Consider the following 19,150-nt stretch of genomic DNA (forward strand, 5'->3'; position numbering starts at 1 on the left):
CTCACCGTGGAGTGACCGTGAGGGGCGGGTGTTCTCGCCCGCCCCTCACACCCTCCCGAATGCGCGCAGCGGATGCTCGATGAGCTCCGTCACTCGGCGCAGGAAGCTCGCCGCGTAGCCGCCGTCGCACACCCGGTGGTCGAACACGAGTGAGAGCTGCACGATGCGGCGCGCGACGATCTGCCCGTCGACCACCCAGGGGCGCTCGATGATGCGTCCGATTCCGAGGATCGCGACGTCGGGGTGGTTGATGATGGCTGCGGAGCCGTCGACGCCGAGCCCGCCGTAGTTGTTCAGCGTGAAGGTCGATCCGCGCAGGCGCTCGGCCGGCATTGACCCGGATCGTGCGGTCTCCGACAGTTCGCGCAGGGTGGTGTCGAGCTGATCGATGCTGAGGTCGTGCGCGCGCGGGATGACCGGCACCATCAGGCCGCGCGCGGTGTCTGCAGCTACGCCCAGATTCACGCCCTCGAAGGAGATGAGCTCCGAGGCGTCGTCGCTCAGACGGGACGCGAGCACAGGGTGATCCTCGAGAGCGAGGAGCACGAATCGCGCGAGTAGTGCGGTGACGGACGGCGCTCTGCCTCCTTCGGGAGCCATGTGCGAGCGCAGGTTCCACAGTTCGGTCGCATCGACATCGACCCAGACGGTCGCCTCGGGGATCTCGGAGCGGCTGCGGGCGAGCTTGGCGCTGACGGCCTTGCGCAGGGGAGACAGGCGCTCGCGTGAGGCGACGGAAAGGCCGTCGAGCACATCTCCAGCGGTGCTCGCATCTGCAGGCGCGCCCACGCCCGCGCCGCGATGCTGGGCGGTGACGCCGTCGACCGCGACATCGACAGCTGCGGCGAGGACGTCGGCGCGGGTCACGGCACCGTCGTGTCCTGTTGCGGCGATGGTGTGCACGTCGAGTCCGAGGTCGCGTGCGAGGCGTCGGACGAGCGGTGAGCGGACTGCCACGGGGCGTCGTACAGGCGCATCCGATTCGGGCGTGCTCCGAGCCTGCTCGGTCGTGGGCCGTGCGGTTGCAGAATCGACCTGCACGTCGGCACGAGGCCGCCTCCGGCCGGATGTTGCCCGCTCGGACGTGCCGTAGCCGATCAGCACGTTGCCGGAGCCCGCGCGCTCCTCCTCGCGGTACGCGTCGCGCTCGACGGCATCCGACGCATCGGGACTCGCGTCCGCACCGTCGTCCACTTCGAGCACGGGGGCTCCGACGTCGATGGTCTCGCCCGGCTCTCCGTGCAGGGCGGTGACGACTCCCGCGAACGGCGAGGGCAGCTCGACGATGCTCTTCGCGGTCTCGACCTCGGCGATCGCCTGATCCGTGACGATGGTGTCGCCGACCGCGACGAGCCACTGCACGAGGCCCGCTTCGGTCAGTCCTTCACCGAGGTCCGGCAGGCGGAAGACCCGGGCGGTCAGGGCGGTCATGACTCGTCCTCTCCGCACTCGTCTTCCCAGTGCAGCGAGTCGATCGCGTCGAGGACGCGGTCGACATCCGGCAGATACCAGTGCTCGAGCTTCGGTGGTGCGAAGGGGGTGTCGAAGCCGGTCACGCGGCGAACGGGTGCTTCGAGGTATTCGAAGCAGCGCTCGAAGACCCGTGCCTGGATCTCCGATGCCACGCTGGCGTAGCCGGGCGCCTCGGCGATCACGACGGCACGACCGGTCGCGCGCACGGCTGCGGTCACGGTGGCATCGTCGAAGGGCGAGAGCGAGCGGATGTCGACGACCTGCACACTGCGCCCTTCGGATGCGGCGACCTCGGCCGCCTCCAGAGCGAGCGGCACGGACGCGCCGTAAGCCAGGAGCGTGACATCGGTACCGTCGCGAGCGATGCGGGCGGTGCCGATCTCTGCCGAGACGGAGGTGTCGACCTCGCCCTTGGTCCAGTAGAGCTTCTTCGGCTCGAGGAAGATCACCGGATCCGGCGAAGCGATGGCTGCTCTGAGCATCGAATACGCATCCTGTGGCGTCGACGGGCTGAGGACCGTGAGTCCCGGAGTGTGCGCGTAGTAGGCCTCCGACGAGTCGCAGTGATGCTCGACCCCGCCGATGCCGCCGCCGAACGGGATGCGGATCACCAGCGGCATCCGCACGACTCCGCGGGTGCGGTTGCCGAGCTTCGCCACATGGCTGACGATCTGTTCGAACGCCGGCAGGGCGAACGCGTCGAACTGCAGCTCGACGACGGGTCGCATGCCGTTCATGGCCATTCCGACCGCGGTGCCCACGATGCCGGACTCGGCGAGCGGGGTATCGAAGCAGCGCTCCTCGCCGAACCGTGCGGTGAGCCCGTCGGTGATGCGGAAGACTCCGCCGAGGGCGCCGACGTCCTCACCGAAGACCACGACCTCGGGGTCGGACTGGATCGCGTCTGCGAGGGCGAGATTCAGCGCAGCCGCCATGCTCATGGTCGACACGCTCGTCGAGCGCTCATCGACGCGGATGTCGTCGTGTGCGATGGTCATCGGGCACCTCCGGGGAGCGCTTGCGCGGTCGATCCGGCCTCCGCGGCACGGGTCCGTTCGATCTCGCCTCGAAGCATCCGCCACTGCTCCTCGAGCTGCGGGGAACGCGTCTCGGTCACGAAGCGGAAGAGATCCTCCGGGTCGATGTCGGTGTCGGTGTTGAGCGCCTCCCGCATCGCTGCCGCGATGCGCTCGGCCCCGGCCGCGAATTCGGTCTCGAGCTCGGGTGTGAGTGCGCCGATATCGCTCAGGTGCGCTCGCAGACGTGCCAGGGGGTCTCGGGCGACCCACGCCTGGACTTCGGCGCGCTCGCGGTAGCGGGTGTCGTCGTCGGCGTTCGTGTGCGCCTGCATCCGATAGGTGTGCGCCTCGACCAGGGTGGGGCCGCCGCCTGAGCGGGCACGGTCGACGGCCTCGCCGAGAACAGCCAGTACCGCGGCGACGTCATTGCCGTCGACGCGCCGACCCGGCATTCCGTAGCCGATCGCCTTGTGCGCGAGAGAGGGTGCTGCGGTCTGTCGACTGAGCGGAACGGAGATCGCGAACTCGTTGTTCTGCACGAAGAAGACGACGGGCACGTGAAAGACCGCGGCGAAGTTCAGGGCCTCGTGGAAGTCACCCTCGCTTGTCGCGCCGTCTCCGCACAGGGCGATGACGACGGTGTCCTCTCCTCGCTGTTTCGCGGCATACGCGAAACCCACGGCGTGCAGCAGCTGCGTGGCCAGGGGAGTGGCCTGCGGAGCGACGTGGTGGGCGCGCACGTCGTAGCCCGAATGCCAGTCGCCCTTCAGCAGCACCATCGCCTCGGCAGGGGCCACGCCCCGCGCGATCACGGCCACAGAGTCTCGGTAGGTCGGGAAGAGCCAGTCATCGTCGGACATGGCGAGCGCGGCACCGATCTGGCAGGCCTCCTGGCCGTGCGATGACGGGTAGACGGCGAGGCGTCCCTGACGCACGAGGGCACTGGCCTGTTCGTTGATTCGGCGTCCCTCGACGAGGCCCCGATACGCGGCCAGCAACATGTCGGTGCCGGGCATCGCGTAGTGCTCGTCGACGACGGTCGCACCGTCGGCATCGATCAGCTGCACCGCCGCGTCGCGCGGAAGCAGATCTGCGTGTTCCATCCGTTCGCCCTCCTTGCCGAACCTGATGGGGACAGCTTGCCCCGCACTCGACAGTCATCCAAGAGCATTCAGCGGATCATGGACGAATGCGCGATCCCTGCTGTCTCCTGTGCCAAAATGTCAGAATTCCGTGACCGGACGAAGGGGTGCCATGATCACGCTGGACGAGACCGATGACGCGATCCTCGGCGAGCTGAGACGGGACGCCCGCGCCTCGATGACAGCGATAGCCGAGGCGGTGCACATCTCGCGGGCAGGAGCCCACGCGCGCATCAAACGACTCACCGAAGCGGGCATCATCACCGGCTACTCGGTGCGCACAGACCCGGTGCTGCTCGGCCACCATGCGAGCGCGTACGTCACCCTGGCGATCGAGCAGGCCACCTGGCAGGACGTCAGCGCGCGACTGCGGGCGATCCCCGAGATCGAGCACATGGCGCTCGTCGGCGGCGACTTCGATGTGATCCTGCTCGTGCGGGCGAGCGATGCTCGGGACCTCCGGCGCATCGTCCTCGAGGACATCCAGGCGATCCCGTCGATCCGCTCCACACGGACGACCTTGATCTTCGAGGACTTCACCCTGATCTGAGGGCCTGCGTGAGCATCACCGGCAGCGGGCTCGCGATCTCTCGTCTGCAGGAACCATCAGGATCCGCGGCGTCACCTCAGGTGGAGTTCGAATCCGTCCGTGGTCGGCACCACAGCGACCTGAGTGAGGTCGTCGACGTGGAAGGTCGGCTCGTGCGAGGTCGCGTGCGAGCCCACACCGATCACACGCATGCCGGCTGCGTGCGCGGCCTGGATTCCGGCGCCCGAGTCTTCGAACACCACGCAGTCGGCAGGGTCGACACCCAGCAGCTTCGCGCCCAGCAGGAAACCCTCCGGATGCGGCTTCGACGCGGACACATCCTCGGCGGTCACCGTGAGCGCAGGCACCGTGAGCCCGGCCTGTCCCATGCGGGCGTTCATCAGTGTGACGTCAGCAGAGGTCACGATCGCGTGAGGGTGAGGGAGCAGCGCCTCGAGCAGAGTGCCGGCACCCTCGATCGCGACGACGCCGTCGACGTCCTCGCTCTCGTTCGCCAGCATGACGGCGTTCTCTCGGATGTTGATCTCATGATCGCGCTCCGGCAGCATGATCGCCATGCTCTGATGGCCCTGACGACCGTGGACGACGCTCAGTACTGTCGCGGGGTCGATCCCGTGCGGTGCGGCCCAGGCCAGCCACAGGCGTTCCACGACGGCCGTCGAATCGACGAGGGTGCCGTCCATGTCGAGCAGGACGGCGCGGGCGCTGAGGGTCTCGGTCATCTCCTCAGGGTACTTGCGAGGCACGCCTCGGATGACCGCTCGCGGTGAAGGCCGGGGTCCGAGCAGGCGCGGTCGGCGTGCTGCCGAGAGCGAGGCTTCTATGATGTCGACGGAGGTCGGCAATGAGGAATATTGGCGAGAGAGTCATGCAGGTCCTGCGGCAGCTGCGAGGGCCCGACACCGCAGATGCGGTCTTCGAGGCGACCGCGCTCATCGTCGGCGCCGTCTTCCTGCTTCTGGGCTTCGCGATCGGATTCCCTGTCTTCTGGGGCCATGAGATGGCGATCAGCGGCACGGGGTCGATCGGCTCGTTCGCGGCGTACGGGGGCGCGGTCACCGCGGTGCTCGCGTTCGCCCTCGGCCGTCTCGTCTCCCGGCCGGCGACGGTGGCACCCGACGGCACACGTGACGGCTTCAGCGTTCCCGGCGACCGGCTGCGCTGGTACGACCTCGTGGCGATCGCCTTCGCGCACGCGGCGATCGCGTATCTCGGCTGGCTCGGCATCGCCGAGCTGCTCGATCGGAGCTTCACGGATGCTCCGGTCTTCCCGTTCCCCGGAGCCGTCCTCGTCGCGGTGGCGTTCGCGCTCACCGCCTACGTCACTTTCCTCAGCGCCGTCGCGCTCACGCCCACCGTGCTGTCGCTCGTGCTCGCGGTGTTCCTCGTCGTCGGGGCGTTCGCGGCGATGCTCGCTTCGAGCGACGTGCACTGGTGGCGCGACAACCTCTCGGCTCTCGGGATGAGTACGAACAGTGCCTCGCTGGCCTTCAACGCCACACTGATCATCGCGGGCGTGCTCGTGACGACGATCGCTCGATATGCGACGGCCGGCCTGCCCGTCGATGACCCCGTCGATCGCCGCGGCCGGTTCGTCGTGCGCGGCGGACTCATCCTGATCGGCGTCTTCCTCGCGTGCGTCGGCGTCTTCCCCGTGGACGAGTTCTTTCTCGTGCACAACACGGTCGCGACCGGCATGACGGTCGCCTTCGCGGTGATCGTCGTCGGGCTGCCGTGGTTCCTCCGCGCCATCCCGCGGGTCTTCGTGGTGTTCGGCTGGGTCTACGTGCTCGTGATCATCCTGCTGGCGGCCTTCTTCGCCGTCGGCTACTACAACCTCACGGCCGTCGAGCTGATCGCCGCGGTGCTGATCTTCAGCTGGATCATCGTCTTCCTGCGCACTGCCGGTTCGGTCGGCACCGACCGGCGCAGCGATCCCGTTGCCGCCTGAGAGGCGAGCGGGTGCACTGCGGGCGGGTCAGCGCAGCGTCTGAGTGGCTTCGGCTGTGCGTTGCAGGGCGTGCACGGAGTGGGCGTGGCGCTTCTGCGCGACCCCGACGAAGAGACAGTCGATCAGGGCGAGCTGCGCGATCCTGCTGACCATGGCGCCTGCGCGGAGGCGAGGCTCGCGGGCGTGGCTGAGCAGTGCGTGGTCCGCCTCAGAGGCGAGCGGGGAGCCGGATGCGCCGGTGACGCCGATCGTGGTGCTCGCCGCCGACCGTGCGGTCTGCAGGAAGTGAAGCGTCTCGCGGGTCGTGCCCGAGTGGGAGAAGCCGATCGCCACGGTCTTCTTGGCGCCGAGTGCGGCCGCGGCGCTCGCCTCGTGCGCGTCGGTGAGGACGATCGCCGCATGGCCGATGCGCAGGAGTTTGTGGCCGAGGTCGGCCGCGACGAGACCACTCGCGCCGATGCCGAAGAGCAGGATGCGGTCGGCGTCGTCGACCGCATCGACTGCTGCGGCGAGCACGTCGTAGTCGACGCCGGCGATCGTCTCCTCGATCGCGAGCAGCTCCAGTGCCGCCACCTTCGCGGTCGCCTCCCGGAGTGAGTCCGCAGCAGAGATCTCGGCGCCGAAACCGGCTGACGCGGGGAACTGCGCGGACTCGCGCCCGAGTTCGGCAGCCAGGGCCATGCGCAGCGCCGCGTATCCGTTCACGCCGATCGCTCGGCAGAATCGCACGACCGAGGCGACCGAGGTGGCGCAGGTCGCGGCGATCTCGGTGATGGTGCTGTCGACGACGATCGTCGGATCGTCGGAGATGGTGCGGGCGATGCGCGCGAGCGACGGCGGAAGCTTCTCCGCCGCTGTCGCGATCGTCGTCTGGATGCTCATCGCTCTCCTGCGTTCGGCGATTCAGGACACTGATGAAGAATTATTTCACGTCGGATGCTCAGTGCGTAGACTATTTCCATGTCTCCACCATCCGCCGTCGTGGCCGTAGATCTCGGCAAGTCACGGTGCCGCGTGGTCGTCTCGGAGCCGGATGCCGTCACCGGCCGCCGATCGGGCCGTCGCCCCCTTCATGACGGCGTCGGAGCACCCGGGCTCGCCGCAGCCGGTGGTGTCACCGCCGCGCTCGACTCGATCCTTCCGCTGACGGCTCATCTCGACGAGCCGATCTCGTCGATCTCCGTAGGCGCTGCGGGCGCCTGGACCGCACCGACTTCGGCATCCGAACTCGCTCGGCGACTCGCCGACGCGCTGGGCGTCCCCGCCGCCGTGACATCCGACGTCGTCTCGGCGCACGTCGGCGCCCTCGACGGTGACGCGGGAGTGCTCCTGATCGCGGGCACCGGCGCGGCCGCGCTCGGGATCGACGCCGGCAGCGCCACGCTCGTGGATGGCTGGGGTCCTGAGCTCGGCGACTTCGGCAGCGGCTCGTGGCTCGGGCGTGAGGCACTGCGCGCGGTGCTGCGAGCATCCGTCGGCCTCGGGCAGAGCACCGCACTCACGGACGCCGTGGCCATGCCGATCGGCGCACCGTCCGCGATCCACGGGTGGCTCGCTCAGGACGGCCCGCTGCCCCGACGCCTCGCGGCCCTCGCCCCGCTCGTGCTCGACGCCGCGGAGTCCGGCGACGTCGTCGCCGCCGGGATCGCCGCAGAGAGCATTCGCCTGCTCACCGCCTCAGCGGTCGCCGCGTCGTCGCGTACCGATCCGGTGGCGTTGCACGGCGGCCTCACCGAGCATGTCTGGTTCCGCACCGGTATCGAAGACGCCCTGCGCGCTGCGGGGCGGACGGTCGTCGCTTCAGCCGGTGATGCTCTCGACGGTGCACTGCTCATCGCAGACCGCACCGATCTTCCCCATGAAAGGTTCGTCCACCGTGCCGAATGATTCCTCCCGACTGGCCGACCTGCTCGACGTTCTGTCGACGCTCGGAACCGAAGCATCGTCGACCGACCGCGGTGATCTCGACCTGCTCGACACGATCGAGCTCGTGGACAGGATGAACGCCGAGGACCGCCGCGTCCCCGAAGCGGTCGCCGAACGCCGCGCCGAGATCGCCGCCGCCGTCGATGGCATCACCGCGCGGTTCCGCGAAGGCGGACGCCTGATCTACATCGGTGCGGGTACCGCCGGCCGCGTCGGCGTGCTCGACGCCAGCGAGTGCCCGCCGACCTTCGGCACCGATCCGTCGATGGTCGTCGGCCTCATCGCCGGAGGCGAGACGGCGATCCGATCCGCGGTCGAGAACGCTGAGGACGACGCCGAGTCTGCGGGTCTGTCACTGCGCGAGATAGGGCTGACCGAGCGGGACACGGTCGTCGGGATCTCCGCGTCCGGGCGCACACCGTATGTGGTGGGGGGACTGGAGTTCGCCCGCGGGGTCGGCGCGCTCACCGTGGCGATCGCCTCGAACGCGGCATCCGACATCGGCGCGGTGGCGGACATCGCGATCGAGGTGGTCACGGGGCCCGAGTTCATCTCGGGCTCGACCCGCTTGAAGTCGGGTACCGCGCAGAAGCTCGTGGTGAACATGCTGACCACGCTGTCGATGATCAAACTCGGCAAGACACATCACGGTGTGATGGTCGACCTTCTCGCGACGAACGAGAAGCTTCATGCCCGTTCGATCCGCACGGTCACCGAGCTCACAGGTTCCACCGTCGACGAGGCCGCCGCTGCCCTGGCCTCGGCCGACGGCTCTGTCAAGCTCGCGATCCTGATGGTGTCGACCGGGGCATCGGCGGACCGCTCGGCGCAGGCACTCCGTGATGCCGACGGCATCCTGCGCATCGCGATCGCCGGTCTGTCGTGAGAGGCACATTCGCTGCGTGCTTCCGTCAGGGGATTCCTGGCGGGCACGACGGCGCTGACGTCGCCGGGGACACGGTCGACGGTCAGGCACTGCAGCAGCAGGACTCGCCGCCGCAGCGTCCGGCATCCGCGGAGACAGGCGTCTGAGACGATTCCGGTAGCGTGGCCGGATGCCTCTCGCACTCGTCACCGGCGCCGCACGGGCGAACAGTATCGCCGCCGGTATCGTCCCTCGTCTCCGTTCAGCCGGCTGGACCGTCGTCACCAGCGACCTCAGCGATGCCGACGTCGTCGCCGACCTCTCGACCCATGAAGGCCCCGAGGCGCTGATCGCCGACGTGAACCGCGCTCATGGCACGATCTCGGCGCTCGTCCTCAGCCATGCGCACGACGTGCAGTCGGGGATCCTCGACACGACCGCCGAGAGCTTCGACAGGCATATCGCAGTCAATGCGCGAGCGAGCCTGCTGCTGATCGCGGCATTCGCCCGGCAGGCGGGGGAGGACGGCGGAGCGATCGTCGCGCTCACCAGCGATCACGTCACGGGCAACCTCCCGTACGGTTCGTCCAAGGGCGCCCTCGACAGGCTCGTGATCTCTGCCGCACGCGAGCTCGGACCCCGGGGTATCTCCGCGAACGTCCTCAACCCCGGCCCGATCGACACCGGCTGGATGGACGACGAGACGCGCGTCGCGCTCGCCGGGATGACCCCTCTCGGGCGCCTCGGCCGGCCAGCCGACGTCGCGGCGACGGTGGAGTTCCTGTTATCGGATGAGGGCCGCTGGATCTCGGGTCAACTGCTCAACACCGACGGGGCGTTCTCGGCGCGGTACTGAATCGCGCGTCAGTGGGCTCCGCCGAACTCGATCAGGACCACACCCAGGGCGATCAGCGCGACGCCGATCGCCATCATGACTGAGAAGTGATCCTTGAAGATCACTCGGCCCAGGATCGCCGTGATCGCGACACCGGCTGCGGCCCACACGCCGTAGGCGACGCCCACAGGCATCCCCATCGCGAGGATCGTGCCGAGCAGTGTGAACGCGGCGAGGTAGCCGACGACGATCACGGGGATCCACCGCCGCCGCCGCAGGCCCTCCGATGCGCGCAGGCTGAGAGTCGCGGTCACCTCGCTCGCGATCGCGAGGACGAGGAGCGCCCAGATCACGACGCCACCTCGACCGGTGTCTCGCGTGAGTGGGATCCGAGTTCGACGAGCAGCACGCCGACCACGATCGCGCCGATCCCGATGATCTGCACCGTCCCGAGCAGCTCGCCGAAGAGCACCGTGCCCATGATCGTGGTGAGGACGACGCCGATGGCCGACCAGATGCCGTAGGCGACACCCACCGGCATCCCTCGATCCAGCACGATCGACAGCAGCCAGAGCGAGCCGGTGTAGCCGATCACGACGGGGATCAGCCACAGCGGATGGGTGAAACCCTCGGCGGCCCGCAGCGACAGGGTGGCCGTCACCTCGAGGGCGATCGCGATCAGCAGCGGTGGCCACGCGGACGGGCGGGAGGTGTCGGTCATCTGGTGCCTTTCGACGCGGGGCGTGCCCGGGGGAGAACGCATCGGATGCTCGCACGATTCCCTGTCGCCCCGGTGAACGGCGGGCGAGAGGCCGCGATTTCGGAACACTCGCGCACGGCGCGTACCCTGGATGCATCCCCCGAAGCTCACCCGGCAATCTCGCGCGCCGGCGACCTCGGCGCGCTCACACATGCAAGGACGCAGATGAACGTTACCGCCGCACCCCACGACGACTGGACGGCGAGAGAAGAGCTGGCCGAGCGGATGATCCCGCTGATCGGTGCTCTCAAGCGCGAACGTGACGTGGTCACTTCGCTCCACGGACACCGGCTGCTCGGGCTCTCCGCTACGGGAATCGTCGAAGTGCACGACCGGGTCGCGCAGCTCGGGCACGAACGCCTCGAGGTCGATGAGACCCTCGCCGTGCTCGAGGGGGTGCATGAGCTCGCGCCTGGCGCGTCTTCTCTCGATCTCGCGCGTCTCGTCGCAGGGCACGCCGACAGCGACCTGCCTCTCGACACCTACCTGGCCGAGGTGCTCGCGCCCGCTGTCGGGGCGGTCGCCGCCGCGCCCACCGACGTCGTGCTCTACGGTTTCGGCCGCATCGGCCGGCTGCTCGCTCGCATCCTCATCGCCCACAACGGCGGGGGCAGCGGCCTGCGCCTGCGAGCGATCGTCGTGCGACGCGGCTCGGACAACGATCTCGTCAAGCGCGCCTCGCTGCTGCTGCGGGACTCGGTGCACGGCCGGTTCGCCGGGTCCGTCACGGTCGACGAAGACGCCGAGCAGATCATCGCGAACGGCACCCGCATCCAGGTCATCTACTCCGACGACCCCTCGGCGATCGACTACACCGCCTATGACATCCATGACGCGATCGTCGTCGACAACACCGGACGCTGGCGTGACGAGGCGGGGCTCAGCCGTCACCTCGAGGCGACCGGCGTAGCGCGGGTGCTTCTCACGGCGCCTGGCAAGGGCGCGCTGAAGAACATCGTGCATGGCATCAACGACGGCACGATCGAACCCGACGACCGCATCGTCACCGCGGCGTCGTGCACCACGAACGCCATCACGCCTGTGCTCAAGGCGATCGACGAGGCGTACGGCATCGTGCGGGGTCACGTCGAGACGGTGCACTCGTTCACCAACGACCAGAACCTGATCGACAACTTCCACAGCGGTGATCGCCGGGGGCGTTCGGCGGTGCTGAACATGGTGATCACGGAGACGGGAGCAGCAAAAGCGGTCGCACGAGCGCTCCCCGAGCTCGAGGGCAAGCTCACCGGATCCGCGATCCGGGTGCCCACGCCCGATGTCTCGCTGGCAGTACTGCACCTGAGCCTCGAGCGCCCCGCGGTCAAGGATGAGCTCAACGATTACCTGCGTCGTGTCTCGCTGCACTCGAAGCTGCGCCAGCAGATCGACTACGTGGAGAGCCCCGAGGTGGTCTCGACGGACTTCGTCGGATCCCACCGCGCCGGGATCGTCGACGGGCTCGCGACCATCGCGAACGAGACGGACGTCGTTCTCTATGTCTGGTACGACAACGAGTACGGATACTCCTGCCAGGTGATCCGGGTGCTCGAGGTCATGGCAGGATCGCACCCCGTCGTGCTCCCGGAGCGTCGAGAGGTGACGCTGCACGGCTGAGTGCCACATCCCCCGCTGGCCCGAGTCGGAGAACGGAGGCGAGGGCGGTCGGATTCGGTGTGTCTCGTCTCGACGCGCTGACTGAACGTCGAATGGTCTGGGTTTCCCGGCGCGTGTCACAGGGGCCGGGCATGATGAGGGCATGACGTCCGCATCCCTGCTGTCCGAGCGTCTGCGCTCGCATCGACTCACGGCACCCGCGCGCTCGGTGTCCGATGCCGCGGCGCACATGCTCGCGGTGCAGAGCCAGGACTTCACCGCCGGACGCTGGGCTCTCGCGGCGCGCACGCGCAACGAACCGACGCTGCGCCTGGTCGATCGCGCCTTCGACCGGGGAGACCTGGTGCGCGCGTGGACGATGCGCGGAACCCTGCACATCATCCCGGCCCGCGATCTGCGCTGGGTGCTGTCGGTGACCGGCGACCGACAGCGCCAGCAAGGGGCGACGAGAAAGCGCGAGCTCGGCATAGACGACGAGATGGTCGCCGCGGTCACACGGGCGGCGCAGCCGCGGCTTCGCGACGGCGGACTCACGCGCGCCGAGATGTTCGAGGTGTTCACGGGCATAGGGGTCGACCCTGGAGGCCAGCGGGGCATCCATCTGCTCAACGTGCTCACCCTCGACGGGCTGATCTGCCAGGGGCCGGTCTCGGCTCGGGAGGGCATCGCGCGCGAACAGCGCTTCGTGCTCGTCGATCAGCACATCCGCGAGCACGAGGCTCCGTCCGACCCGCTTGCCGAGCTGTTCGTCCGCTACATCGATGGGCACGGCCCCGCGGGAGTGCCCGACTTCGCCTGGTGGTCGGGGCTCACGCTCGGCCAGTCACGAGAAGCGCGCGACAGGGCCGCGGGCAGGGTGGTCGAGATCGAGGAGGGCGTGTTCGTGTCAGAGGCGCGCCCTCGCCGCTCGTCGTCTGCCGCGGCCGTGCTCGCGCTCGGGGCCTTCGACGAGTACTACATCTCGTACGCCGACCGCACGGCGGTGTGTGCTCCCGAGCATCTCGCGGCGGTCGGACCCGGCAAGAACGGCATGGTGCGCGCGACCATCATCGCCGACGGCCGGGTGATCGGATGCTGGACGCATGCGAGCGCCTCGCTGCACGCGCCGCCGGATCTCTTCGAGCCTGCACCGGGCGACGGCGCAGTGGACGACGAGGCGGTGCGCACCGCTCTCGCCCGATTCACACGCTTCCTCGACGGTTGATCCGGTCTGCCGCGGCTCAGGTCACTCGCTCGCGTGCCGCCCGAGGAAGTTGTAGACCTCGTTGTCGTCGACGCCGGGGAAGGCGCCGCGGGGGAGCGGCGAGAACATGTGCGTGTGCACGCGCGCGCTCGGCCAGGCCTTGCCGTTCCAGCGCTCGGTGAGATCGGCCGAGGGGCGCCGGCAGCAGGCCTCATCGGGACACGTCGAGACGGCGCGGTCCGTCGTCTCGCGCCCGCGCCACCAGCGGGCGTCATCGAAGGGCACGCCCACCGTGATCGAGAATTCGCCGTCGGTCGCGACGCCGGTCTGAGTGGAGCACCAGAAGGTTCCGGAGGGTGTGTCGGTGTACTGGTGGTGCTCGTTCGTGCGGTTCTGCTGGGTGAATGCCGCCCGCGCCTGGAACTTCCGGCACACGCGCTGACCCTCCACGGCGCCGGTGACATCCATGGGCAGCGGGAGGTCGTCGTTCTCGTACACCCGTGTGATCGCGCCGGTGCCGTCGACGCGGAGGAAATGCAGCGACATGCCCAGGTGCTGCGTGAGCAGGTTCGTCATGCGCATGCCCGCGGCCTCGTGCGTGACGCCGAACGCGTCGCGGAAGTCCTCCACAGCGAGGTTGCGGTCCTTCTTGGCCTGCTGCAGGAAAGCCACGGAAGCCGTCTCCGGCATCAGGCAGGATGCGGCGAAGTAGTTGATCTCGAGCCGCTGCTGCAGGAAGTCGGCGTAATCGGTGGGAGGGGTGTGTCCGAGCAGGCGGTGCGCCATGGCCTGCAGGGCCATCGACCGGAGGCCGTGTCCACCGGGGATCGACGCCGGCGGCAGGTAGATGCGGCCGTTCTCGAGATCGGTCACCGACCTGGTCGAGTGCGGCAGGTCGTTGACATAGATCAGCTCGAAACCGAGCTTCTCGGCCATGATGCTCACGGTGCGGTGCGTGAGCGCACCCTGCACGTGTCCGGCCGAGCGGAGCTGCTTCTCGGCGAGTTTCTCGATGTCCCCGAGGTAATTGTGCTGCGCGCGCATGCGCAGCCGAAGCTCGGTGTTGGCCCGTCGCGCCTCTTCGGGCGTCGCGATCGCCTCACGCTCTCGTCGCTGCAGCTCACGGTGCAGACCGAGCATCGATTCGATCGTCTCATCGCTCATTCCCTTGGTGACGCGCACGGGGGCGACACCGAGCTGGCGGAACACCGGACTCTCCTGCGCGCGTTCGAGCTCGATCTCCAACGCGGCACGGCGGTTCGGCGGCTCGCCCGAGATGAGATCCGTGACCTGAGTGTCGGTGGCCTGCGCAATGGCCTGGAGCAGCGACAGCTTCGGCTCGCGCTTGCCGTTCTCGATCAGGCTCAGCTGCGATCCCGCGACCCCGACGAGTGCGCCGAGCTCATCGAGCGTGAACCCCTTCTCGAGGCGGTGATGCCTGATGCGGTGACCGAGAGTCGCGAGGTGGATGCCGGAAGGAGCCATTCCTTGATCTTAGCGAAAGAAAAGCAATTCTTAATGGCATGAATGGCGGAAAGTTGCCCTCGGACCGGAAGAAGATGGAACAAACGCCCCTCACTTCAAAGGAGTAGTCATGGCGATCGCCGAAGTCTTCACCCCCCGAGCAGCATCCGTCGCACCGGTGCGCACCTTCGGGACGGCTCCGACGTATGACACCCCTGCGATGGCGGAGCTCACCGCATGGGTCCATGAGATCGCCACCCTCACAAAGCCGGCCTCGATCCACTGGGTCGACGGTTCGCGTGCCGAGAACGACTGGCTGCTGCGCGGCCTGGTCGACGAGGGCAAGCTCATCAAGCTCAACCCCGAGTGGCGCCCCGGCTCGTACCTCGCCCGCTCGCACCCCAGTGACGTCGCCCGCACCGAGGGCCGTACCTTCATCTCGTCGGAGAGCGAAGAGGATGCCGGTCCCACGAACAACTGGGCGCCGCCGGCCGAGATGCGCGAGAAGATGACCGAGATCTTCGAGGGATCGATGCGCGGTCGCACGATGTTCGTCGTCCCGTTCTCGATGGGACCCGTCGGAGGCCCGCTCTCGCACATCGGCGTCCAGGTCACGGACAGCGCCTACGCTGTCGCCTCCATCGGCATCATGACCCGTGTCGGCGATGCCGTCACGCGTCAGATCGCCGACGGAGCGCCGTGGGTCAAGACGGTCCACTCGGTCGGAGCCCCACTCGCCGCGGGGGAGGCCGACGTCGAATGGCCGTGCAACGACGACAAGTACATCGTGCATTTCCCCGAGACGCTCGAGGTCTACTCGTTCGGCTCCGGCTACGGCGGCAACGCGATCCTCGCCAAGAAGTGCTTCGCCCTGCGCATCGCCTCGGTGATCGCCCGCGATGAGGGCTGGCTCGCCGAGCACATGCTGCTCATCCGGGTGATCGACCCTGCGGGCAAGGCCTACCACGTCGCTGCGGCATTCCCCTCGGCATGCGGCAAGACGAACCTCGCCATGCTGCGACCGACCATCCCCGGGTGGCGTGTCGAGACGCTCGGCGACGACATCGCATGGATCCGCCCGGGTGAGGACGGTCGCCTCTGGGCGATCAACCCCGAGGCCGGCTTCTTCGGTGTCGCACCCGGCACGGGCGAGTCGACCAATGTGACGGCCGTCGAGACGCTGTGGGGCAACACGATCTTCACGAACGTCGCGCTGCGCCCCGACGGAGACGTGTGGTGGGAGGGCCTGACCGATCAGGCACCCGCGCACCTCGTCGACTGGGAGGGCAACGACTGGACGCCGGACTCCGACCGCCCGGCTGCGCACCCGAACTCGCGCTTCACGGTCTCGGCCGCGCAGTGCCCGCAGATCTCCGAGGACTGGGAAGAGGCGGTGCCGCTCGACGTCATCCTCTTCGGAGGACGTCGTGCGACCAACGTGCCGCTCGTCGTCGAGGCGACCGACTGGACGCACGGCGTGTTCCTCGGGTCGAACATCTCGTCGGAGCGCACGGCTGCGGCCGAGGGCAAAGTCGGCGAGCTGCGCCGCGATCCGTTCGCGATGCTCCCGTTCTGCGGCTACAACATGGCCGACTACTTCGGCCACTGGCTGAAGGTCGGACGAGGTCTGCGGTTCGATCGAGCACCCCGCATCTTCCAGGTCAACTGGTTCCGTCGGGGCTCCGACGGCCGGTTCCTGTGGCCCGGTTTCGGCGACAACTCGCGCGTCGTCGACTGGATCATCCGCCGCATCTCCGGTGAGGTGTCCACCGTCGACAGCCCGATCGGTCGCCTGCCGATCGTCTCGGACCTCAATCTCGACGGCATCGATGTTCCCGAGGCTGATCTCGACGAGCTGTTCTCGGTCGACACCGAGGCGTGGAAGACCGAGGCCGACCTCACCGAGGAGTTCTACGACACTTTCGGTGACAAGGTCCCGGCCGCGCTCCGCGCCGAGCTGGCGTCGCTGCGCTACAGGCTCGACAAGGCCTGACACAGACCGGGCGCCGGTTCGGGGGAGCCGGCGCTCTATGACCCCAGATCCCCCTACCCCCAGACCGCGAAGGCGGGATGGCTGAGACGAACCCATGGCTGAGTGGTCTCTGACATCCCGCCTTCGCGCATTTCTCTGGGGCGTTGACCCCGTTCAGGCGAGCAGCTGGTGGCGTGCGAGGTCGCGGTACAGCGGCGTCGACTCGATCAGCTCGGCGTGTGTGCCCTGGCCGACGACAGCGCCGTCCTGCAGCACCACGATGAGGTCGCTGTCGATGACGGTCGACAGTCGGTGCGCGATCACGATCAGCGTACGGTCGGTGGAGACCGCATCGATCGCCTCGCGCATGCGCTGCTCGTTCACGCCGTCGAGAGACGACGTCGACTCGTCGAGCAGCAGGATCGGCGCATCGGTGAGCAGCGCGCGCGCGATCGCCAGACGCTGACGCTCTCCGCCCGAGAGCATCACGCCGTCCTCGCCGACGGGAGCCTCGAGGCCCAGAGTGTCGCGCTCGAGCACGTCGCCCAGGTTCACTGCGCGCAGCACCTGCTCGCAGGCCTCGTCCGAGGCGTTCGGCGAGGCGAGACGTAGGTTGTCGCCGAGGGTTCCGGCGAGCGTGGGGGCGTCCTGCTCGACATAGCCGAACTGCGCGCGCAGTTCGTCGCGCGGATAGGTGCGCGAGTCGTGGCCGTAGAGACGGATCGATCCGCCCGTCGGATCGTAGAAGCGCTCGACGAGAGACAGGATCGTGCTCTTGCCTGCCCCACTGGGGCCGACGAGTGCGACGCGCGTGCCGCGGGGCACGGCGAACGAGACTCCGCGCAGGACCTCGCGCTCCGCCGGGGCGGCCGGGCCGTCGGTCGGCTCGAGGTGGGCGTCGGCGAGAAGCGTCTGCGCCTCCTTCGCAGCCGCCAGCCGTGCGGCGACCACGTTCTCGGGGTAGCGGAAGCGCACGTCGCGGAACTCGATCGCAGGGGCGTGAGGGTCCGCCTCGTCGCGAGGGAAGGAGGCGGCGATCTCGGCATCGTGCTCGGTCTCGACCGGCAGGTTCAGCACCTCCTGGATACGGCCGAGTGCTCCGAGCGCCTGGTTCACCGAGGTGATCGCTCCGAACGTGGTCGCGAGCGGCATCACGAGCATGAACAGGAACAGGATGAACGTGATCAGCGACGCGATGGTGATGGTGCCCGCCGCGACCCTGAGGCCGCCCACGCCGAGAACGACGAGGAGCGAGACCTGCAGCGCGACGCCGGCGATCGGAACCACGAGCGATGAGATCTTCGCGATGCGCACGCCGATGCCGTAGGCCTCGGAGGCGAGGACGGACACCGTCTCGGTCTCGCGTTCGGTCGCCCCTGAGGCGCGCACGGTGCGGATCGAGCCCACGGCGCGCTCGACGCCGGAGGCGAGCTCGCCGACCTTCTCCTGCTGCGCGGTGGAAGCGGTGCGGATGCGACCGCTGAGCGCGGTGACCACGACGACCGAGGCGCCGATCACGACGACGATGAGCAACAGCAACACGGGGTCGATCACGAGCATCGCGATCAGGGCGCCGAGGAAGAGGATCGCGCTGCCGACGGCATCCGCCAATCCCTGGGTGAGCACGGCATAGAGCAGCGTGGTGTCGGTGCCGACACGCGAGACCAGGTCGCCGGTGCGTCGGGCGTCGAACTCGCTGATCGGCAGGTGCAGGATGCGGGAGATCAGCTTGCGTCTGCTGGAGTACACGACCGCTGTGCCGGTGCGCTGCAGCAGATAGTGCTGGTAGCCGGAGATGATCGACGACACGATCACGAGACCGACGAGGATCCAGACGAGGATGCCGAGACCCTGATCGGACTGCACGGTCTCGATGAGCTGGCCGACCAGCAGCGGCTGCGCGAGCGACGTGGCCGCTCCGAACACGCTGAGCACAGCGACGACGATGAGCGTGCGCTTGTGCTCGAAGAGGAAGGGGAGGAGCTGGCGGAAGGTGGCGCGCGGACCGTCGTGCTGCGCGCCGCGTCCGCGTCGGCGTGATGTCGCCGTGCTGGACATGCGGAACCTCGTTCTGAAAGGGGGTAGTTCGACCGTACTTCGTGCAGGGCCGAATTCTGTGGATGGGCTGTATGCGCCTCAGCGCTTGCCGAACCGGCGGTGCACCGCCTGCTTGGTCACGCCGAGGGCGCTCGCGATCGCCTGCCACGAATACCCGAGGTTTCGCGCGCGGCGCACCTGGGTCTCCTCTGAGCGGGCGAGCTCGGTGCGCAGCGCCGCGAGGCGGTGGAGCTCGGAGAGCGGCTCGCCGCCGTCATCCTGTGCCAGTGCTGTCTCGATCGTCATGGTGGGCCTCCGACGTCAATCCTTGTTGACTCGCAGCGGTTTGTCAATTGATG

General features: G+C 68.4%; 18 protein-coding genes. 8 read left to right on the forward strand and 10 right to left on the reverse strand.

Annotated elements, in window-relative coordinates:
• Positions 1-45 precede the first annotated feature (45 nt).
• Genes RQG77_RS00750 through pdhA form a run of 3 tightly spaced genes read right to left on the reverse strand, consistent with a single transcriptional unit; the run spans position 46 to position 3,595 of the window.
• The gene (locus RQG77_RS00750; RefSeq protein WP_311242988.1) at positions 46-1,431 is read right to left on the reverse strand and encodes a dihydrolipoamide acetyltransferase family protein; all 1,386 of its coding nucleotides are present in this window, start codon (positions 1,429-1,431) and stop codon (positions 46-48) included.
• Complete coding sequence (locus tag RQG77_RS00755; RefSeq protein ID WP_311242989.1) at positions 1,428-2,471, reverse strand: transketolase C-terminal domain-containing protein; 1,044 nt, start codon at positions 2,469-2,471, stop codon at positions 1,428-1,430. Before RQG77_RS00755 ends, RQG77_RS00750 begins: the two co-directional genes overlap by 4 nt.
• The gene (pdhA, locus tag RQG77_RS00760; RefSeq protein WP_311242990.1) at positions 2,468-3,595 is read right to left on the reverse strand and encodes a pyruvate dehydrogenase (acetyl-transferring) E1 component subunit alpha; all 1,128 of its coding nucleotides are present in this window, start codon (positions 3,593-3,595) and stop codon (positions 2,468-2,470) included. The genes RQG77_RS00755 and pdhA overlap by 4 nt, the downstream gene beginning before the upstream one ends.
• 151 nt (positions 3,596-3,746) lie before the next feature.
• Here pdhA and RQG77_RS00765 point away from each other — a divergent pair, with 151 nt between their 5' ends.
• Positions 3,747-4,184: an Lrp/AsnC family transcriptional regulator gene (locus RQG77_RS00765; RefSeq protein WP_311242991.1), complete on the forward strand. Its 438-nt coding sequence runs from the start codon at positions 3,747-3,749 to the stop codon at positions 4,182-4,184.
• A 71-nt stretch (positions 4,185-4,255) separates the two neighbouring features.
• Here the strand turns inward: RQG77_RS00765 and RQG77_RS00770 are convergent, their stop codons facing one another.
• Positions 4,256-4,906: an HAD-IA family hydrolase gene (locus RQG77_RS00770; protein WP_311242992.1), complete on the reverse strand. Its 651-nt coding sequence runs from the start codon at positions 4,904-4,906 to the stop codon at positions 4,256-4,258.
• A 146-nt stretch (positions 4,907-5,052) separates the two neighbouring features.
• On the opposite strand from RQG77_RS00770, the gene RQG77_RS00775 reads away from it, so the two are divergent.
• Positions 5,053-6,135, forward strand: a complete 1,083-nt coding sequence (locus RQG77_RS00775) for a DUF998 domain-containing protein (protein ID WP_311242993.1) — start codon at positions 5,053-5,055, stop codon at positions 6,133-6,135.
• A 27-nt stretch (positions 6,136-6,162) separates the two neighbouring features.
• Here the strand turns inward: RQG77_RS00775 and RQG77_RS00780 are convergent, their stop codons facing one another.
• A complete protein-coding gene (locus RQG77_RS00780) occupies positions 6,163-7,017 on the reverse strand; it encodes a MurR/RpiR family transcriptional regulator (protein ID WP_311242994.1) in 855 nt (284 codons plus the stop codon).
• 78 nt (positions 7,018-7,095) lie between these two features.
• On the opposite strand from RQG77_RS00780, the gene RQG77_RS00785 reads away from it, so the two are divergent.
• The 3 genes from RQG77_RS00785 (at position 7,096) to RQG77_RS00795 (ending at position 9,782) form a co-directional block, all read left to right on the forward strand.
• Positions 7,096-8,022, forward strand: a complete 927-nt coding sequence (locus RQG77_RS00785) for a BadF/BadG/BcrA/BcrD ATPase family protein (protein ID WP_311242995.1) — start codon at positions 7,096-7,098, stop codon at positions 8,020-8,022.
• Entirely contained in the window at positions 8,012-8,947 is a 936-nt protein-coding gene (murQ, locus tag RQG77_RS00790; RefSeq protein WP_311242996.1) for an N-acetylmuramic acid 6-phosphate etherase, read from the forward strand. The genes RQG77_RS00785 and murQ overlap by 11 nt, the downstream gene beginning before the upstream one ends.
• A gap of 169 nt (positions 8,948-9,116) precedes the next feature.
• Positions 9,117-9,782: an SDR family oxidoreductase gene (locus RQG77_RS00795; RefSeq protein WP_311242997.1), complete on the forward strand. Its 666-nt coding sequence runs from the start codon at positions 9,117-9,119 to the stop codon at positions 9,780-9,782.
• 8 nt (positions 9,783-9,790) lie between these two features.
• Here RQG77_RS00795 and RQG77_RS00800 read toward each other — a convergent pair whose 3' ends face one another.
• Together RQG77_RS00800 and RQG77_RS00805 are read right to left on the reverse strand one after the other, a co-directional pair.
• On the reverse strand, positions 9,791-10,114 hold the full coding sequence (locus RQG77_RS00800; RefSeq protein WP_157534206.1) for a multidrug efflux SMR transporter: 324 nt from the start codon (positions 10,112-10,114) through the stop codon (positions 9,791-9,793).
• Entirely contained in the window at positions 10,111-10,482 is a 372-nt protein-coding gene (locus RQG77_RS00805; RefSeq protein ID WP_311242998.1) for a multidrug efflux SMR transporter, read from the reverse strand. Before RQG77_RS00805 ends, RQG77_RS00800 begins: the two co-directional genes overlap by 4 nt.
• Positions 10,483-10,686: 204 nt before the next feature.
• On the opposite strand from RQG77_RS00805, the gene RQG77_RS00810 reads away from it, so the two are divergent.
• Both RQG77_RS00810 and RQG77_RS00815 read left to right on the forward strand, forming a co-directional pair.
• Positions 10,687-12,135, forward strand: coding sequence for a glyceraldehyde-3-phosphate dehydrogenase (locus RQG77_RS00810; RefSeq protein WP_311242999.1), 1,449 nt, complete (start codon positions 10,687-10,689; stop codon positions 12,133-12,135).
• A gap of 142 nt (positions 12,136-12,277) precedes the next feature.
• The gene (locus tag RQG77_RS00815; protein ID WP_311243000.1) at positions 12,278-13,339 is read left to right on the forward strand and encodes a winged helix DNA-binding domain-containing protein; all 1,062 of its coding nucleotides are present in this window, start codon (positions 12,278-12,280) and stop codon (positions 13,337-13,339) included.
• 21 nt (positions 13,340-13,360) lie between these two features.
• Here the strand turns inward: RQG77_RS00815 and RQG77_RS00820 are convergent, their stop codons facing one another.
• Entirely contained in the window at positions 13,361-14,803 is a 1,443-nt protein-coding gene (locus tag RQG77_RS00820; protein ID WP_311243001.1) for a helix-turn-helix domain-containing protein, read from the reverse strand.
• Between the two features lie 109 nt (positions 14,804-14,912).
• Between RQG77_RS00820 and RQG77_RS00825 the strand changes: the two genes are divergently transcribed.
• Entirely contained in the window at positions 14,913-16,775 is a 1,863-nt protein-coding gene (locus RQG77_RS00825; protein ID WP_311243002.1) for a phosphoenolpyruvate carboxykinase (GTP), read from the forward strand.
• Between the two features lie 153 nt (positions 16,776-16,928).
• Here the strand turns inward: RQG77_RS00825 and RQG77_RS00830 are convergent, their stop codons facing one another.
• Both RQG77_RS00830 and RQG77_RS00835 read right to left on the reverse strand, forming a co-directional pair.
• Positions 16,929-18,812: an ABC transporter ATP-binding protein gene (locus RQG77_RS00830; protein WP_311243003.1), complete on the reverse strand. Its 1,884-nt coding sequence runs from the start codon at positions 18,810-18,812 to the stop codon at positions 16,929-16,931.
• A gap of 78 nt (positions 18,813-18,890) precedes the next feature.
• Entirely contained in the window at positions 18,891-19,097 is a 207-nt protein-coding gene (locus tag RQG77_RS00835) for a hypothetical protein (RefSeq protein WP_056308851.1), read from the reverse strand.
• Between the last annotated feature and the right edge of the window lie 53 nt (positions 19,098-19,150).

Origin of the sequence: Microbacterium sp. WCS2018Hpa-23, from assembly GCF_031843845.1 — a bacterium.
Classification (GTDB): Bacteria; Actinomycetota; Actinomycetes; order Actinomycetales; family Microbacteriaceae; genus Microbacterium.

Excerpts from the sequence above, each read along its gene's own strand:
- RQG77_RS00750 (WP_311242988.1), bottom strand. The coding sequence starts at position 1,431 with ATGACCGCCCTGACCGCCCGGGTCTTCCGCCTGCCGGACCTCGGTGAA.
- RQG77_RS00835 (WP_056308851.1), bottom strand. The coding sequence starts at position 19,097 with ATGACGATCGAGACAGCACTGGCACAGGATGACGGCGGCGAGCCGCTC.
- RQG77_RS00810 (WP_311242999.1), top strand. The coding sequence starts at position 10,687 with ATGAACGTTACCGCCGCACCCCACGACGACTGGACGGCGAGAGAAGAG.
- RQG77_RS00780 (WP_311242994.1), bottom strand. The coding sequence starts at position 7,017 with ATGAGCATCCAGACGACGATCGCGACAGCGGCGGAGAAGCTTCCGCCG.
- RQG77_RS00770 (WP_311242992.1), bottom strand. The coding sequence starts at position 4,906 with ATGACCGAGACCCTCAGCGCCCGCGCCGTCCTGCTCGACATGGACGGC.
- RQG77_RS00825 (WP_311243002.1), top strand. The coding sequence starts at position 14,913 with ATGGCGATCGCCGAAGTCTTCACCCCCCGAGCAGCATCCGTCGCACCG.
- RQG77_RS00830 (WP_311243003.1), bottom strand. The coding sequence starts at position 18,812 with ATGTCCAGCACGGCGACATCACGCCGACGCGGACGCGGCGCGCAGCAC.
- RQG77_RS00820 (WP_311243001.1), bottom strand. The coding sequence starts at position 14,803 with ATGGCTCCTTCCGGCATCCACCTCGCGACTCTCGGTCACCGCATCAGG.
- RQG77_RS00795 (WP_311242997.1), top strand. The coding sequence starts at position 9,117 with ATGCCTCTCGCACTCGTCACCGGCGCCGCACGGGCGAACAGTATCGCC.
- RQG77_RS00785 (WP_311242995.1), top strand. The coding sequence starts at position 7,096 with ATGTCTCCACCATCCGCCGTCGTGGCCGTAGATCTCGGCAAGTCACGG.
- RQG77_RS00805 (WP_311242998.1), bottom strand. The coding sequence starts at position 10,482 with ATGACCGACACCTCCCGCCCGTCCGCGTGGCCACCGCTGCTGATCGCG.
- RQG77_RS00755 (WP_311242989.1), bottom strand. The coding sequence starts at position 2,471 with ATGACCATCGCACACGACGACATCCGCGTCGATGAGCGCTCGACGAGC.
- pdhA (WP_311242990.1), bottom strand. The coding sequence starts at position 3,595 with ATGGAACACGCAGATCTGCTTCCGCGCGACGCGGCGGTGCAGCTGATC.
- RQG77_RS00765 (WP_311242991.1), top strand. The coding sequence starts at position 3,747 with ATGATCACGCTGGACGAGACCGATGACGCGATCCTCGGCGAGCTGAGA.
- RQG77_RS00815 (WP_311243000.1), top strand. The coding sequence starts at position 12,278 with ATGACGTCCGCATCCCTGCTGTCCGAGCGTCTGCGCTCGCATCGACTC.
- RQG77_RS00775 (WP_311242993.1), top strand. The coding sequence starts at position 5,053 with ATGCAGGTCCTGCGGCAGCTGCGAGGGCCCGACACCGCAGATGCGGTC.